Source organism: Endobacterium cereale (assembly GCF_009617585.1).
Classification (GTDB): Bacteria; Pseudomonadota; Alphaproteobacteria; order Rhizobiales; family Rhizobiaceae; genus Neorhizobium; species Neorhizobium cereale.
Window position 1 is genome coordinate 210,321 of sequence record NZ_WIXI01000047.1, and the last position, 15,545, is coordinate 225,865.

At 60.4% G+C, this 15,545-nt stretch carries 14 protein-coding genes; 11 read left to right on the forward strand and 3 right to left on the reverse strand.

Translation table 11 applies throughout. The features are described 5' to 3' along the window. Nucleotides 1-4 precede the first annotated feature (4 nt). The gene (gene ruvX / locus GAO09_RS19785; RefSeq protein ID WP_153356370.1) at nucleotides 5-490 is read left to right on the forward strand and encodes a Holliday junction resolvase RuvX; all 486 of its coding nucleotides are present in this window, start codon (nucleotides 5-7) and stop codon (nucleotides 488-490) included. Here ruvX and GAO09_RS19790 read toward each other — a convergent pair. Continuing rightward, a complete protein-coding gene (locus tag GAO09_RS19790; RefSeq protein WP_153356372.1) occupies nucleotides 436-759 on the reverse strand; it encodes a DUF6105 family protein in 324 nt (107 codons plus the stop codon). The genes ruvX and GAO09_RS19790 overlap by 55 nt on opposite strands. A 303-nt stretch (nucleotides 760-1,062) precedes the next feature. Beyond that, complete coding sequence (locus tag GAO09_RS19795; protein WP_153356375.1) at nucleotides 1,063-2,715, reverse strand: acyl-CoA dehydrogenase family protein; 1,653 nt, start codon at nucleotides 2,713-2,715, stop codon at nucleotides 1,063-1,065. A 157-nt stretch (nucleotides 2,716-2,872) separates the two neighbouring features. On the opposite strand from GAO09_RS19795, the gene GAO09_RS19800 reads away from it, so the two are divergent. From GAO09_RS19800 to dprA, 5 genes are all read left to right on the forward strand, one after another. After that, nucleotides 2,873-3,076: a hypothetical protein gene (locus tag GAO09_RS19800; protein WP_153356378.1), complete on the forward strand. Its 204-nt coding sequence runs from the start codon at nucleotides 2,873-2,875 to the stop codon at nucleotides 3,074-3,076. A 451-nt stretch (nucleotides 3,077-3,527) separates the two neighbouring features. After that, a complete protein-coding gene (locus GAO09_RS19805; RefSeq protein ID WP_324185214.1) occupies nucleotides 3,528-4,469 on the forward strand; it encodes an aspartate carbamoyltransferase catalytic subunit in 942 nt (313 codons plus the stop codon). Next, nucleotides 4,466-5,770 (forward strand): dihydroorotase, encoded by a 1,305-nt coding sequence (locus tag GAO09_RS19810; RefSeq protein WP_153356383.1) that lies wholly within the window; start codon nucleotides 4,466-4,468, stop codon nucleotides 5,768-5,770. The genes GAO09_RS19805 and GAO09_RS19810 overlap by 4 nt, the downstream gene beginning before the upstream one ends. 12 nt (nucleotides 5,771-5,782) lie before the next feature. Continuing rightward, the gene (plsY, locus tag GAO09_RS19815; protein ID WP_324185215.1) at nucleotides 5,783-6,400 is read left to right on the forward strand and encodes a glycerol-3-phosphate 1-O-acyltransferase PlsY; all 618 of its coding nucleotides are present in this window, start codon (nucleotides 5,783-5,785) and stop codon (nucleotides 6,398-6,400) included. Between the two features lie 17 nt (nucleotides 6,401-6,417). After that, nucleotides 6,418-7,554, forward strand: a complete 1,137-nt coding sequence (gene dprA / locus GAO09_RS19820; RefSeq protein WP_153356386.1) for a DNA-processing protein DprA — start codon at nucleotides 6,418-6,420, stop codon at nucleotides 7,552-7,554. 58 nt (nucleotides 7,555-7,612) lie between these two features. Here dprA and GAO09_RS19825 read toward each other — a convergent pair whose 3' ends face one another. Then, nucleotides 7,613-7,822 carry a hypothetical protein gene (locus GAO09_RS19825; protein WP_153356731.1) on the reverse strand — a complete coding sequence of 70 codons (210 nt, stop codon included), beginning with the start codon at nucleotides 7,820-7,822 and terminating at the stop codon, nucleotides 7,613-7,615. 257 nt (nucleotides 7,823-8,079) lie between these two features. Here GAO09_RS19825 and topA point away from each other — a divergent pair, with 257 nt between their 5' ends. From topA to GAO09_RS19850, 5 genes are read left to right on the forward strand one after another with little or no spacing between them, the layout of a single operon-like run. Beyond that, nucleotides 8,080-10,770, forward strand: coding sequence for a type I DNA topoisomerase (gene topA, locus GAO09_RS19830; RefSeq protein WP_153356388.1), 2,691 nt, complete (start codon nucleotides 8,080-8,082; stop codon nucleotides 10,768-10,770). Beyond that, entirely contained in the window at nucleotides 10,767-13,136 is a 2,370-nt protein-coding gene (gene rnr / locus GAO09_RS19835; protein ID WP_410768498.1) for a ribonuclease R, read from the forward strand. The genes topA and rnr overlap by 4 nt, the downstream gene beginning before the upstream one ends. Before the next feature lie 9 nt (nucleotides 13,137-13,145). After that, nucleotides 13,146-13,619, forward strand: coding sequence for a DUF983 domain-containing protein (locus GAO09_RS19840; protein ID WP_153356391.1), 474 nt, complete (start codon nucleotides 13,146-13,148; stop codon nucleotides 13,617-13,619). Beyond that, entirely contained in the window at nucleotides 13,616-14,305 is a 690-nt protein-coding gene (locus GAO09_RS19845) for an NUDIX hydrolase (protein WP_153356394.1), read from the forward strand. Before GAO09_RS19840 ends, GAO09_RS19845 begins: the two co-directional genes overlap by 4 nt. 10 nt (nucleotides 14,306-14,315) lie before the next feature. Then, nucleotides 14,316-15,500 carry an MFS transporter gene (locus GAO09_RS19850; protein WP_153356397.1) on the forward strand — a complete coding sequence of 395 codons (1,185 nt, stop codon included), beginning with the start codon at nucleotides 14,316-14,318 and terminating at the stop codon, nucleotides 15,498-15,500. Nucleotides 15,501-15,545: the final 45 nt, after the last annotated feature.

The window sequence follows — 15,545 nt, forward strand, 5'->3', positions numbered from 1 at the left end:
AGATATGGCAACGCTGACAATCGAGGAACTGGCAGATCAGCTTTCGCCCAATCAGGCGATCGCCGGGCTGGATCTCGGCACCAAGACGATCGGCCTTGCCATGTCGGATCTCGGGCGCCGTTTCGCCTCGCCGCGCCCCGTCATAAAGCGGGTGAAGTTCACGCAGGATGCCGAGGTACTGCTGGCGTTCGCGGAAAAGGAAAAGGTCGCGGCCTTCGTCATCGGCTTGCCGGTGAACATGGACGGTTCGGCCGGGCCGCGCGTGCAGGCGACCCGCGCCTTTGTACGCTCCATGGCTGACAAGACCACCCTGCCCTTCGTATACTGGGATGAGCGACTATCGACGGTTGCCGCAGAACGTGCACTTCTCGAAATGGATGTCTCACGCGCCAAGCGGGCCGAACGCATTGATTCGGCCGCGGCAAGTTTCATTCTTCAGGGCGCGCTCGACAGGCTCTTGTCACTCGCCAGGGCAGCTTCGGGAGACTGACGGCCGTTCCACCAGGCCGCAATAGCCTTGCGCTTGCGGTAAGCGATGATGGCCAAAACGATCAGGCTGTCGACGGCGATCGCACGCGCAACCAGCGGCGGAAGATCTTCCGCGGGAATACCCAGTATCTGGCTGTAAACCTGAAAGACCAGATCATGCGTCTGGCGCGTCAGCATGAAGAAGCCAAAGCTGATGTCGTAGTAGGACAGGCCGTACCACGCCCCCAGGAGCAGGACGGGGCCTGCCCATAGAATCAGAAACCACTTCATGCGGCCCCCCTTGCCATTGTCGTCGGACCAATTTCCAACGACACCACCCACCGTAGCAATGCCATGCCACTCAAAACCGCGGCCGGAACCGCGATATCCAGAGCAAGGACCGCGAAAAACGCGACCGCTGAGATTAGCAAAGTCTTATGGAAATAAGTTGTTCCCATAACGAGGCCAGTCCCTGACACGATGGTTAATTTTTCGTTAACCCCAACTTAGTGCGCGGACGCCCAACCGCAACGAAAACCCCGCAATATGGTTAACGGCGGCCTACAGGCTGTGGAAACATCGGATATTCAGGCGTCAGCTGGCTGCCGGATAAAGCAGGTCGACGATGTAGGAGGCGTCGAATCGGGCATCGAGCATGCCGTAAGTGGAGCGCCAGCCGCCGGCGAGACGCGTTTCCACAAATGCATCGACGATCTTGCCGGCACCAAGCCGCGCCAGTTCGGCAGCACCGGCTGCCAGCGCCAGTTGCTCGATCAGCAGACGCGCGGCTCCTTCGTCGCGCTCGGCCAACGCCATGGCGGCACGCAGCACCTCCACGGTCTTTTTGCCGGAAGGGCCGAGATCACGTTCAAAACCGCTGATGACCGTATCGAACAGATCACGGCCACGCGACAGGACGCGCAGAACGTCGAGCGCCATCACGTTGCCGGAGCCTTCCCATATCGCGTTGACGGGAGCCTCCCGGTAATGACGGGCGATCGGTCTTTCCTCGATATAGCCATTGCCCCCAAGGCATTCCATTGCCTCATAAATGACCGAGGGAGCGATTTTGCAGTTCCAGTATTTGATAACCGGCGTCATGACGCGGGCATAGGCGGCATCGGCAGGCGAGGTCCCTGCCTTATCAAAAGCTTCCGCCAGACGATATGCAAGCGAGGTCGCAGCGGCGACATCAAGCGCCATGTCTGCAAGCACACGCGTCATCAACGGTTGATCGATGAGGTTCTTGCCGAAGGCACTTCGGCCGCGACAATTGTGCACGGCCTCGGCCAGCGACGCACGCATGATACCGGCAGAAGCGAGCGCGCAGTCGAGACGGGTCAAGGTGACCATATCCAGGATGGTGCGGATACCCGCGCCCGGATCCCCCAGCAGATAACCGAAGGCATCGGTAAATTCGACTTCGGAAGAGGCGTTGGAGCGGTTGCCGATCTTGTCCTTCAGTCGTTGGAAACGCAGGCCATTGGCCGATCCGTCCTCCAGAAGTCTCGGAACGAGAAAACATCCCATGCCGTCGCGGGTCTGCGCCAGCATGACGAAGGCATCACTCATCGGGGCTGACATGAACCATTTGTGACCGGACAGGCGAAACACGCCTTCTCCCACGCGCTCCGCCGACGAGCGGATTGCGCGCACGTCAGTGCCGGCATGTTTCTCGGTCATGCCCATGCCGATGGTAACGGCGCTTTTCTGCAATGCCGGCTTGCTCGATGAATCGTACTTGCGTGACAGGATTCTCGGCGCCCATTCCTTCTGAACGCGCGGCGACGCCATTATCGCAGCGATCGATGCACTGGTCATGGTAAGCGGGCAAAGATGACCGCATTCGAGCTGCGAGGTCAGATAAAAGCGCGCGGCGCGGGCACGATGTGATGAGCCCCGCGTCTCAGGTACGCTCTCCCACAAGGAAGAATGCAAACCGCTCGCCATCGAACGCCGCATGAGCGCGTGCCACGCCGGGTGAAACTCTACCTGATCGAGACGTTCACCACGCGGCCCATGAGTTCGCAGCTTCGGCGGGCTTTCATTGGCCATGCGCGCCAGATCCTGCGCTTCCGGCGACGTGACGTAACGGCCGAGCGCGTCATACTCTTCCCGCAGGCTGCGGTTGAGACCGGCCGTCAGGTCAACAATCAGCGGATCGGAGCGATAGGCATTGATCCCGCTCCAGAGGCCAGGCTGATTCAGTTCTGAGTTTTTTTCTTCGTCGCGCGACATGTCAATCATGAGGCGGTTCTAGCGGAAGTTACATTGCGTGGGAACGGCCTCGCCAAGCGATTTTCGGCTTTCAGACAAAAAGCCGGGAACGGCCGGCACTCAACCGCTAGTATTTGCGGAATCGCTGCCCTAATCTTAAATTGCGCGACATTGCCGGAGATATTTCATGAGCCTCGGGAAACTCAGCATCGAACGACCGCAAGCAACGATCGAAGCCATCGAACACCGGATTGACCCGGGTCAATACCGATCGGCAGGCGATGTCGTGCGCGCCGCGATTGATGCGCTTTTGCGCGATGAAGCAGCACATGATGCCGCCTCGATGCAGTTCGGGAGCAAGTGGGTGCTTCGCTGGATGATCCACCTCTGAGCTTGAGTAGTACCGAGATGCGCAACCACATCGAGAACCTCTATACCCGCCACCGGGGTTAAGCGCCACGAAGCGTCTACCAGTTGGACCACAGGCCGACGGCAAGAGACGACATCGAAGCAATCTTTACGTGCTCGAAGCCTGCCGGAGCTTTTCCATCGCTCAGCGATTGATCGATCAGTTGATGGCGCGCTGCAAAAGTATCGGCAACGCTCCTTCCGGCGGCGTCGCTCGCGCAGACTTGGTGACGGCATTCGCATGGTTCCTTCGAAAGCCGCGCTGTCATTCTTTATCGCGTCGTTGAAGCTGCGGTTGAGATCACGAACGTCTTTTAAAAAGGCCGCGACCGCCACGCGATCCTAGCAAACAAGCCGTAGATAACCGCTGCTGCCGCTTGCAGCCCCCGCCCCCACTCTTTATAGACCGCGTGACTGACACGGAGGACGTTTACGTGGTCTTCTTTCCCCACCGCCATCTGCTTGGCATCAAGGGCCTTACCGAACAGGACATCACCATTCTTCTCGACAAGGCCGATGAGGCCGTGAAGATTTCCCGCCAGCGGGAAAAGAAGACGTCCACACTGCGCGGCCTGACCCAGATCAATCTCTTTTTCGAAGCCTCGACGCGGACGCAATCCTCGTTCGAACTGGCCGGCAAACGCCTCGGCGCCGACGTCATGAACATGTCGGTCGGCAATTCGTCGGTGAAGAAAGGCGAAACGCTGATCGATACGGCGATGACGCTGAATGCCATGCGCCCCGATGTGCTGGTGTTGCGCCACTCGTCCGCCGGTGCGGCAGCACTGCTTGCCCAGAAGGTTGCCTGCTCGGTGGTCAACGCTGGCGATGGCCAGCACGAGCACCCGACACAAGCCTTGCTCGATGCGCTGACGATCCGCCGCGCCAAGGGCAAACTTTCGCGCATCATCGTTGCCATCTGCGGTGACGTTTTGCATTCGCGCGTCGCCCGTTCCAACATTCTTCTGCTCAACGCCATGGGCGCCCGCGTCCGGGTCGTGGCACCCTCTACGCTGCTGCCTTCCGGTATTGCTGAAATGGGTGCGGAAGTCTTCCACTCGATGGAAGAAGGCCTGAAGGACGCCGACGTCGTCATGATGCTGCGCCTGCAGCGGGAGCGCATGGCCGGTGCCTTTGTGCCTTCGGTGCGCGAATATTTCCGCTTCTACGGCCTCGATGCCGAAAAGCTGAAGGCGGCCAAGGAAGATGCACTCGTCATGCACCCCGGCCCGATGAACCGCGGTGTCGAAATTTCTTCGGATGTCGCCGATGGTCCGCAGAGCGTCATCGAACAACAGGTGGAAATGGGCGTTGCCGTGCGCATGGCCGTAATGGAAACCCTGCTTCTTTCCCAGAACAACGGAGAACGCGCATGACCGCCCCCGTTCTCGACAAACCGCTCGTCATCGAAAACGTCCGGATCATCGATCCGTCGCGCAAACTGGATGAAACCGGCACGATCATCGTTGATATTGACGGCCGCATTCTGGCTGCCGGCGCAGATGCGCGCAACCAGGGGCGCCCGGATGGCGCCACGGTGCGCGACGGCAAGGGCCTTGTCGCCACGCCCGGCCTCGTTGATGCCCGCGTGCATGTCGGCGAACCCGGTGCGGAACATCGCGAGACGATCGAGTCCGCCTCCCGTGCGGCGGCTGCCGGCGGCGTCACCTCTTTCATCATGATGCCAGACACCGATCCCGTCATTGACGATATCGCTCTGGTCGAATTCGTGCTGAAAACGGCACGCGACAATGCGATCGTCAACGTGCATCCGGCCGCAGCCCTCACCAAAGGCATGGCCGGCAAGGAGATGACCGAACTCGGTCTTCTCACCCAGGCTGGCGCGGTCGCCTTCACCGATGGCCATCACGGTCTGTCGGACTCACTGCTCCTGCGCCGCGCGCTCACCTATGCGCGCGAATTCGATGCGGTCATTTCGCTGGAAGCGCGCGAAAAATATCTCGGCAACGGCGTCATGAACGAAGGTCTGCTGGCAAGCTGGCTCGGCCTCTCCGGTGTGCCGAAGGAAGCCGAACTGATCCCGCTCGAGCGTGACCTTCGCATCGCCGGACTGACGAGCGGCAAATATCATGCCGCCCAGATCTCCGTGCCGGAATCGGCGGCCGCCATGCGTGTTGCGCGCGACCGCGGCGCCAATGTCACCTGCGGCATGTCCATCAACAACCTGACGCTCAACGAAAACGACATCGGCGAGTATCGCACCTTCTTCAAGCTGTGGCCGCCGCTGCGCACCGAAGACGACCGCGTCTCCATGGTCGACGCACTGGCAGACGGCACGATCGACATCATCGTTTCCTCGCATGATCCGCAGGATGTCGACACCAAACGCCTGCCGTTTGCCGATGCCGAAGACGGCGCGGTCGGCCTTGAAACCATGCTGGCCGCGGCTCTTCGCTTGCATCATGCAGGCCAGGTTCCGCTGATGCGGCTTATCGATGCCATGTCGACCCGCCCCGCCCATATTTTTGGTCTCGATGCCGGCACGCTGAAACCCGGTGCCAAGGCCGATATCGCGCTGATCGATCTGGAAGAGCCGTGGCTGCTGTCGAAGGACATGCTGCTGTCGCGTTCGAAGAATACACCGTTTGATGATGCCCGTTTCAGCGGCCGGGTGGTTGCCACCTATGTTGCTGGCCGCTGCGTGCATGCGCTTTAAGGGAGACAAGGCGTGAGCGAACTCTTCAACTGGCAGATCATCTGGGGCGTCGCACTCGGCGCGCTTGCCTTCGGCTACCTGCTCGGCTCCATCCCTTTCGGCCTGCTGCTGACCCGTGCAGCCGGTCTCGGTGATATCCGCTCGATCGGCTCCGGCAATATCGGTGCAACCAATGTTCTGCGCACCGGCAACAAGAAGCTGGCTGCTGCAACTCTGCTTCTTGATGCCCTGAAGGCGACCGCAGCGGCTGTGATCGCGTACGCCTTTTTCGGCAAGGATGCCGGCACGCTTGCCGGTTTTGCAGCCTTCCTGGGCCACCTCTATCCGGTCTGGCTCGGTTTCAAGGGCGGCAAGGGTGTCGCGACCTATATCGGTACCTTGCTGGGCGTCGCACCATGGATGGTTCTGGTCTTCGCAGCCGTCTGGCTGTCGACTGCAAAAATCAGCAAATATTCCTCGCTATCCGCGCTGGTTGCAACGCTTGTCATTCCGGTTGTGTTGTGGTTCATAAATGAACCGAGGGTCGCGCTCGTCATGGCCATCATGACGGCGATATCGTGGTGGAAACACGAGGCCAATATCAAGCGCCTGATCGCAGGCACGGAAAGCAGGATCGGCCAGAAGGGTTAGGCCGGCGAAAGGGAGACATGCCGGGGGGCAGCGCAGGACGAACGGGAATCGCGCTGACCGACCGCCAGAGACTGGCATGGCTGCGGCTGATCCGCAGCGACAATGTCGGCCCTACGACGTTCCGTGGTCTTATCAATCATTTCGGCTCAGCCGAGGCGGCGCTGGACGCCTTGCCGGAACTATCACGCCGCGGCGGAGCCACCCGCTCCGTCCGCATCGCCTCGCGCGCTGATGCAGAACGGGAACTGGAATCCGCTGCCCGACACGGCGCCGTGTTCATCGGCATAGGCGAGCCGGATTATCCGCCGGCGCTGCGCCAGATCGATGGCGCACCGCCGCTGATCGCCGTCAAAGGCAATCTTTCGACCCTCACCAAACCATCTGTCGGCATTGTCGGTTCACGCAATGCCTCCATCAGCGGCGCAAAATTCGCGGCGATGATCGCCCGCGATGCCGGCCGCGCCGGTTATGTCATCACCTCCGGGCTCGCACGCGGCATCGATACTGCAGCCCATCGCGCCAGCGTGGATACCGGCACGATCGCGGTTCTGGCCGGTGGCCTTGACCGACCCTACCCTCCTGAAAATCTTGGCCTGCTCGATGATATTACCGACGGCAGCGGACTTTCCGTGAGCGAAATGCCATTTGGCTGGGAACCGCGTGCACGTGACTTTCCGCGCCGCAACCGTCTGATCGCCGGCATCTCGCTCGGGGTTGTTGTCGTTGAAGCGGCAGAACGTTCAGGATCGCTGATCACCGCACGCATGGCTGCGGATTTCGGACGGCTGGTGTTTGCCGTACCCGGCTCGCCGCTCGATCCGCGCTGTCACGGCACGAACAATCTGCTGAAGGAAGGCGCCATCATCACCACAGGGTCGGACGATGTCCTGTCGGCGCTTGCACCTCTCTCGCAACTCGACCTCTTCTCGCCACCGATCATCGAGGAACCGGTCAAGGACAGCGACATGATGCCGCCGGATGACGACGCACGCGGCAACATTATCAATGCGCTCGGCCCGACACCGGTCGAGGTGGACGACATCATCCGCCACACCGAACTTCCGGCCTCTAACGTTTATCTGATCCTGCTGGAGCTGGATCTTGCCGGACGGCTGCACCGTCATTCGGGCGGAATGGTTTCGCTTGACTACTGAAACGGCGCATCAGGCTTCGCTCAAACCCAAAAATGGTTCTGAACACCAGCAGCAAGGATCATGGCCCCTTTCGTTTGATCGATGACAGCGGGCGCCGTCCTGCCTCCAGGTCTCCCGCCTCCACATAGGCCATCTCAATCAGGTAACAGAGCATGTCAGCCCCTTCCACTTGCGCCACGTGTCGCAACTGTCCCAACATTTCATGGATATAGGCGATGTTCTGTCGTGTCTCATCTCCCCCACCGACATGTCCAAATCCCAAGATCATTCTGCCCCCACCAACAAGCGGAAAAACGCCGTCAATCGGCTGGTTCAACACTACGTTTCATCAGGAATAGCGTATTTATTTAAAATTGCACTCAACGCGAGATATCGCATAGGTTGAATTGCGTTGAGTAAGCTAATTTGGCCGTGCCCCCTTGACCCCAGAGCAAACGCCCTCCATGTCGGGAGGTCAGATTTCCGGCCCTGCCGTAGCAATACCGCGGTTTTTATGTGGCCTGCCTCGTTCCAGAGAAAAGCAGAATGAAAGTTGTCGTCGTAGAATCCCCCGGGAAAATTAAGAGCATCAACAAGTATCTCGGCGCGGGCTACAAGGTTTTGGCGTCCTTCGGGCATGTTCGCGACCTGCCTGCCAAGGACGGATCCGTTCTTCCCGATCAGGATTTCGAAATGATCTGGGAAGTCGATGCTCAGTCCCAGAAGCGTATCAAGGACATCGCCGATGCCGTGAAAAGCTCGGATGGCCTCATTCTCGCGACCGACCCGGATCGCGAAGGTGAAGCCATTTCCTGGCACGTTCTCGACGTGTTGAAGAAAAAACGCGTGCTGGGCGACAAGCCGGTGGAACGTGTCGTGTTCAACGCCATCACCAAAAAGGCCGTACTCGACGCGATCGCCAATCCGCGCGATATCGATGTGCCGCTGGTGGATGCCTATCTGGCCCGCCGCGCACTGGATTATCTCGTCGGCTTCAACCTGTCGCCTGTCCTGTGGCGCAAGCTGCCGGGCGCGCGTTCGGCCGGTCGCGTTCAGTCGGTGGCGCTGCGCCTCGTCTGCGACCGCGAAAACGAGATCGAGCGTTTCGTTTCGGAAGAATACTGGAACCTTTCGGCACTGCTGAAAACACCACGCGGTGACGAGTTCGAAGCAAAGCTCACGGCTGCCGATGGCAAGCGACTTCCGCCGCGTGGCATCAAGAACGGCGAAGAAGCCGGCCGCCTGAAATCATTGCTGGATGGCGCCGCCTATACTGTCGACACGGTCGAGGCAAAGCCGGTCAAGCGCAATCCCGGCCCTCCCTTCACCACCTCGACACTGCAGCAGGCCGCTTCCTCCAATCTCGGTTTCAATGCCTCGCGCACCATGCAGGTGGCCCAAAAACTGTATGAAGGCGTCGATATCGGCGGCGAGACTGTCGGTCTGATCACCTATATGCGTACCGACGGCGTGCAGATGGCCCCGGAAGCGATCGACGCTGCCCGCGATGCCATCGTCGATCAGTTCGGTCAGCGTTACCTGCCGGAGAAGGCGCGTCATTATTCCACCAAGGCGAAAAACGCCCAGGAAGCGCACGAAGCCATCCGCCCCACCGACTTCAACCGTTCGCCCGACAAGGTGCGCCAGTATCTCGAGGGCGACCAGCTGCGCCTTTATGACCTGATCTGGAAGCGCGGCATCGCCAGCCAGATGGCGTCGGCCGAAATCGAGCGCACCACGGTCGAGATCATCGCCGACAATAATGGCCAGAAGGCCGGCCTGCGTGCCGTCGGCTCCGTCGTGCGTTTCGACGGTTTCCTTGGCGCCTACATGGACCAGAAGGAAGAAGGCGAAAAAAGCGATGATGACGACGATGATGGTCGTCTGCCGCAGATCAATGCCAGCGAGAAGCTCGACAAGAACAAGGTCAACTCGACCCAGCATTTCACCGAGCCGCCGCCGCGTTATTCGGAAGCATCGCTGATCAAGAAGATGGAAGAGCTCGGCATCGGCCGTCCTTCCACCTATGCCGCGACGCTGAAGACCCTGTCCGACCGCGAATATATCGTCATCGACAAGCGCAAGCTGATCCCGCATTCCAAGGGGCGACTGGTCACGGCTTTCCTCGAAAGCTTCTTCACCAAGTATGTGGAATACGATTTCACAGCGGATCTGGAAGAAAAACTCGACAAGATCTCGGCTGGTGAACTCGACTGGAAACAGGTTCTGCGAGAATTCTGGACGGATTTCTTTGCCCAGATCGAAGACACCAAGGAACTGCGCGTCACCAACGTTCTCGACGCTCTGAACGAGACGCTGGCGCCGCTGGTCTTCCCGACCCGCGAAGACGGTTCCGATCCGCGCATCTGCCAGGTTTGCGGCACCGGCAACCTGTCGCTCAAGCTCGGCAAATACGGCGCTTTTGTCGGCTGCTCGAACTATCCTGAATGCAATTTTACCCGTCAGCTGTCCTCGGACGGCAATGAGGCGGAAGCATCCGGCCTCAACGAGCCGAAGGCGCTTGGCGCAGACCCGATGACCGGCGAGGAACTGACGCTGCGTTCGGGCCGTTTCGGACCCTACATTCAGCGTGGCGAAGGCAAGGAAGCCAAGCGTTCTTCCCTGCCCAAGGGTTGGAAGCCGGAAGATATCGATCACGAAAAGGCGCTCGCGCTCATCAACCTGCCGCGCGATGTCGGCCAGCACCCCGAGAGCGGCAAGATGATTTCCGCCGGTCTCGGCCGCTATGGGCCTTTCCTGCTGCATGATGGTGGTTACGCCAACCTCGAAAGCATCGAGGACGTATTTTCGATCGGCCTCAACCGCGCCGTGACCGTGATTGCCGAAAAGGTGGCCAAGGGTCCGGGCGGCCGTGGCCGCGGCACACCGGCAGCGCTGAAGGAACTCGGCGAACATCCTGATGGTGGGCCGATTACCGTTCGTGACGGCAAATATGGCCCTTACGTCAATTGGGCCAAGGTCAACGCCACCCTGCCGAAGGGCAAGGATCCGCAGTCGGTGACTGTGGAAGAAGCGCTTGCCCTGATCGTCGAAAAGGGTGGCAAGACGCCTGCCAAGGGCAAGAAGGCACCTGCAAAAGCCAAGGCCCCGGCAAAAGCCAAAACCGCGGCCAAGTCGGCTGACGGCGAGACCAAAAAGGCCGCACCGAAAAAGGCTGCTGCCAAGAAGGCACCGGCCAAGACTGCCGCACCCAAGGCGAAGAAGACAACCACGTGAAGACACCGCGCGACAGGACGAAACCGGGCCATACCGGAGACAAGCCGAACAGCCGGCGCACCGACAGGCGCGCCAATGGCGAGCCCAAAACGGCAAGCGGTGGCTCTGCCATCGTGCACGGTGCCGTCCCGCCACGCGAAGTTTTGCTGGAATTCATCGCCGACAATCCGGATCGCGCCTCCAAGCGCGATATCGCCAAGGCGTTTGGCCTCAAAGGTGAGACCCGCGTCGAACTGAAGGATCTTTTGCGCGACCTCGAAAGCGAAGGCCTACTCAAGAAGGATCGCAAGGCCCTGTCGCGGCCCGGCGCCCTGCCCCCGGTCACGGTTCTCGACATCACCACTCGCGACAAGGATGGTGAATTGATCGGCCGTCCGGCAGAATGGCCGGAGGATGCGGGTGCTGCACCCGCCGTGCTGATCCGTCAGGGTTCCGAAAAGCGCGGCAAGGGCAAGGTCGCGATCGCTGGCCTCAATGACCGCATTCTTGCTAAGATTTTCCCGAACAAGGATCGCTCCGGTCCGGCCTACACGGCCCGCGTTATCAAGGTCATCGACAAGCGCCAGAACGCATCGCTCGGCGTTATCCGCATGATGGCGGAAGGCGGCGCGCGGCTGATGCCGATCGACCGTCGCGGCGAGGAAATGCAGATTTCCGCCGATGACCTTGGCAATGCCAAAGATGGCGACCTAATCGAAGCCGACATCCTGCGCGGCAACCGTTTTGGCCTGACACGTGCGAAGGTGCTGAATATCGTCGGCTCGGTCGCCAGCGAAAAGGCGATCTCCATGATCGCCATCTATGCGCACGGCATCCCGCACATTTTCCCGCAGTCGGTAATGAACGAGGCAGAAGCCGCAACATCGGCCGACATGTCGAAGCGTGAAGACTGGCGCGCCCTGCCGCTCGTGACCATCGACCCGGCCGACGCCAAGGACCATGACGACGCCGTTTACGCCGAGCCCGACACATCGCCGGACAACCCGGACGGTGTCATCGTCACCGTCGCGATTGCCGATGTCTCCTGGTATGTCCGCACAGGTTCCGAACTCGACCGCGAAGCCTTGAAGCGTGGCAACTCCGTCTATTTCCCCGACCGCGTCGTGCCGATGCTGCCGGAGCGGATTTCCAACGATCTATGCTCGTTGCGCGAAGGTGAAGATCGGCCGGCATTGGCCGTGCGCATGACGTTTTCCAAGGAAGGCCGCAAGGCCGGCCACACGTTTCATCGCATCATGATGAAGAGCACCGCAAAGCTCTCTTACCAGCAGGCGCAGGCGGCGATCGACGGCAAGACGGACGACAAGACCGGCCCGCTGCTCGAACCGATCCTCAAGCCTCTGTGGCATGCCTATGAAGTGATGAAGCGCGGGCGTGACCGTCGCCAGCCGCTCGAACTCGACATGCCGGAACGCAAGATCATTTTGAAATCCGATGGCACGGTCGACAAGGTGATCATTCCGGAACGTCTCGATGCGCACAAGCTCATCGAGGAAATGATGATCCAGGCGAACGTTGCCGCCGCCGAGACGCTGGAAAAGAAAAAGCAGCCGCTCGTCTACCGCATCCATGACGGCCCGTCGCTCGCCAAGCAGGAAGTGCTGCGCGAATTTCTGGCAACGCTCTCAATTCCGATGGCCAAGGGCGGACAGGTGCGCGCCAACTCGTTCAACGGCATCCTCGCCAATGCCGCCGATACGCCACATCAGGTGATGGTCAACGAGATGGTGCTGCGCTCCCAGAGCCAGGCGATCTACAGCCCGGACAATATCGGCCACTTTGGCCTCAATCTGATGAAATATGCGCATTTCACCTCGCCGATCCGCCGATATGCCGACCTGATCGTGCATCGCGGTCTCGTCGGTTCGCTGGGTCTGGGCGAAGGCGCCATTACAGCTGCCGAAGAAGCGCAGCTGGAAGATATCGCGGCGGAAATCTCGACCTTCGAACGCCGCGCCATGGCCGCCGAACGCGACACGATCAACCGCCTGATTGCGCACCACCTTTCGGAGCGTGTCGGCCAGGAATTCGAAGGCCGCGTTTCGGGCGTTACCAAATCCGGACTGTTCGTGTCGCTGCCGACCTATGGCGCTGACGGTTTTGTGCCGATCTCCACGCTAGGCCGTGACTATTTTATCTATGACGAGGCTCATCAGGCGTTGATTGGCGACAAATCGCGGCTTGGCTACCAGCTGGGTGATAGCGTCGACGTGAAACTCGTCGAAGCCATCCCGCTGGCCGGTTCGTTGCGTTTCGAAATGATCAGCGAAGGCCGCAAGATCGCCGCCGGAACGCGATCCTTCCACAAGGCCGGCCGGCAGCGGCGCACCGCGCGCGGCAAGGCGGGCATGCACCCGAGACGATAGGAACGAGTGATGACGGTCAGGGAGGCGACCACCAACACGACAGAGAACCCGAAACCGGTTCGCTACGGCGATACCGGCGAGGCGGAACGTCCTCTTGGCCGTTCCATCATGCGGGGCCTCAGATGCCGATGCCCCGCTTGCGGTGAAGGCCGCCTGTTCGGCGCTTTACTGAAACCCGTCGATACCTGCGCCAATTGCGGCGCCGACATGCATCACCATCGCTCCGACGACCTGCCGCCCTATATCGTCATCGTCGTTGTCGGACACGTCGCGCTCGGCGGCTTCATGATGACCGACACGGTGTTCGACATCTCGCCCTGGGCGCATCTGGCCATCTGGGCGCCTCTGACGGTGCTCTCCGCCCTCCTGACCATCCAGCCCATCAAGGGCGGCGTCATCGGCCTGCAATGGGCGCTGAAGATGCATGGTTTTGGCGGCGAACGCGAAGACATCGATTCCGGCCGCGGCGGCCCCGTAGAATGAGCGATGCGCCGGTGAACCTCACGCCGGCACCGAATGAGCCCTCCGCAAGGACGGCGACCGCCCGTATTCGCCCGAAGGATGCCGCTGCCCTTATCCTTGTTGACCGTTCCACTCCTGCACCCCGCGTGCTGATGGGGCGCCGTTCGAGCGGGCATGTCTTCATGCCGGACGTCTACGTCTTTCCCGGTGGTCGGCGCGATCCGGGCGATCATGCCCTGCCCTTTTCCAACAACCTGCACCCTCTTGTTCTGGAAAAGCTTCTGGCAGCCACATCCGCCCGAATGACTGATCGCCGGGCCCATGCCCTGGCGCTTGCGGCGCTTCGGGAGGTGCACGAAGAAACCGGCATCGTGCCAGCCGGCGGCCCAGCCGACCTCTCCCGTTTGCGGTATATCGCCCGCGCCATTACTCCGCCCGGCAATGTCCGTCGCTATGATACGCACTTCTTTCTGGCCTTTTGCGATGAAACCGTCTTCGACCTGACGCAATTGCGCGATACGGACGAGTTGGAGGACCTGCAATGGCTTGACATTGCAGCGATTTCCGGTGTGAAACTCGCCCGCATCACACAGATGGTGCTGGAAGACGTGAAGAGACTGATGGAAGCGGATCGCGACCTCCCATTCGAAAATTCCGTTTCCTTCTATTCCATGCGTCACGGGCGTTTTGTCCGCAGCCGACTGTAAGGATTTTTGAATGTCGCAGCCGACGACCGACGAGAACGGCCATGTCGAAAAAATTCATTGGCCGTCTCTCATCGCAGCCACTGCTGCCATCAGCGCGGTCGGCATCGCCATCGGTCTTGGCTTGCCTCTGCTCAGCATCATCCTGGAAAAGCGCGGCGTCCCGGCAACGCAGATCGGGCTCAATGCAGCCATGGCTGGTGTGGCCTCCATGCTGGCCGCACCGCTGACGACGAAGCTGGCGCATGACTTCGGTGTTGCCCGCACAATGATCCTGGCGATCATGATCGCGGCGGTCAGTGGCCTGGGCTTTTATTACGCCCAAGCGTTCTGGATGTGGTTCCCGCTGCGCTTTACCTTCCACGGCGCAACCACCATGCTGTTCATTCTCTCCGAGTTCTGGATCAATCAGGCGGCACCACCACGCAGACGCGGGCTTGTTCTCGGCATTTATGCCACCATGCTGGCCGTCGGCTTTGCTCTCGGCCCGCTGCTCTTCTCCAACCTCGGCAGCGACGGCATCCTGCCCTTCGCGGTTGGCGCCGGCATCATCCTTCTGGCGATCATACCGATTTTCATCGCCCGCGGCGAAAGCCCGGTGCTGGACGAAAAGCCGGAGCGGCATTTTTTCCACTACATCCTGCTTGTCCCTTCCGCAACGGCTGCCGTTTTCGCCTTTGGCGCGGTTTCGGCCGGCGGTTTGTCGCTTTTCACGATCTACGCTCTGCGTGAGAATATGCCGGAACCGGATGCGGCATTGCTGCTCACCATCATGGGTGTTGGCAACATGGCCTTCCAGATCCCGCTCGGCCTGATCTCCGACAAGATGCGTGACCGTCGCCCGCTGTTGTTCGGCATGGCGGTGCTCGGCGTCATTGGCGCCCTATCTCTGCCCTTCCTCATCCACAACTGGCTGATGATGGCCGTGGTGCTGTTTTTCTGGGGCGGCTGCGTCTCCGGCCTCTATACGGTCGGCCTCGCACATCTGGGCGCACGCCTCAGCGGGCCTGACCTTGCGGCCGCCAATGCTGCCTTCATTTTCTGTTACGCGGTGGGCACGGTAGCAGGCCCACAGGGAATCGGTGCGGCCATGGATGTGGCCGGCAATGACGGTTTTGCATGGGCGCTGGCGGCATTCTTCGCCTTTTACGTGCTGGTTTCCTTGGCCAGACCGCTTTTCCAGTCGAAACGGAGTTGACTTTTGGCCCGCGATTTGTAATTTCGCGCCAGATTTAGCAGTGGG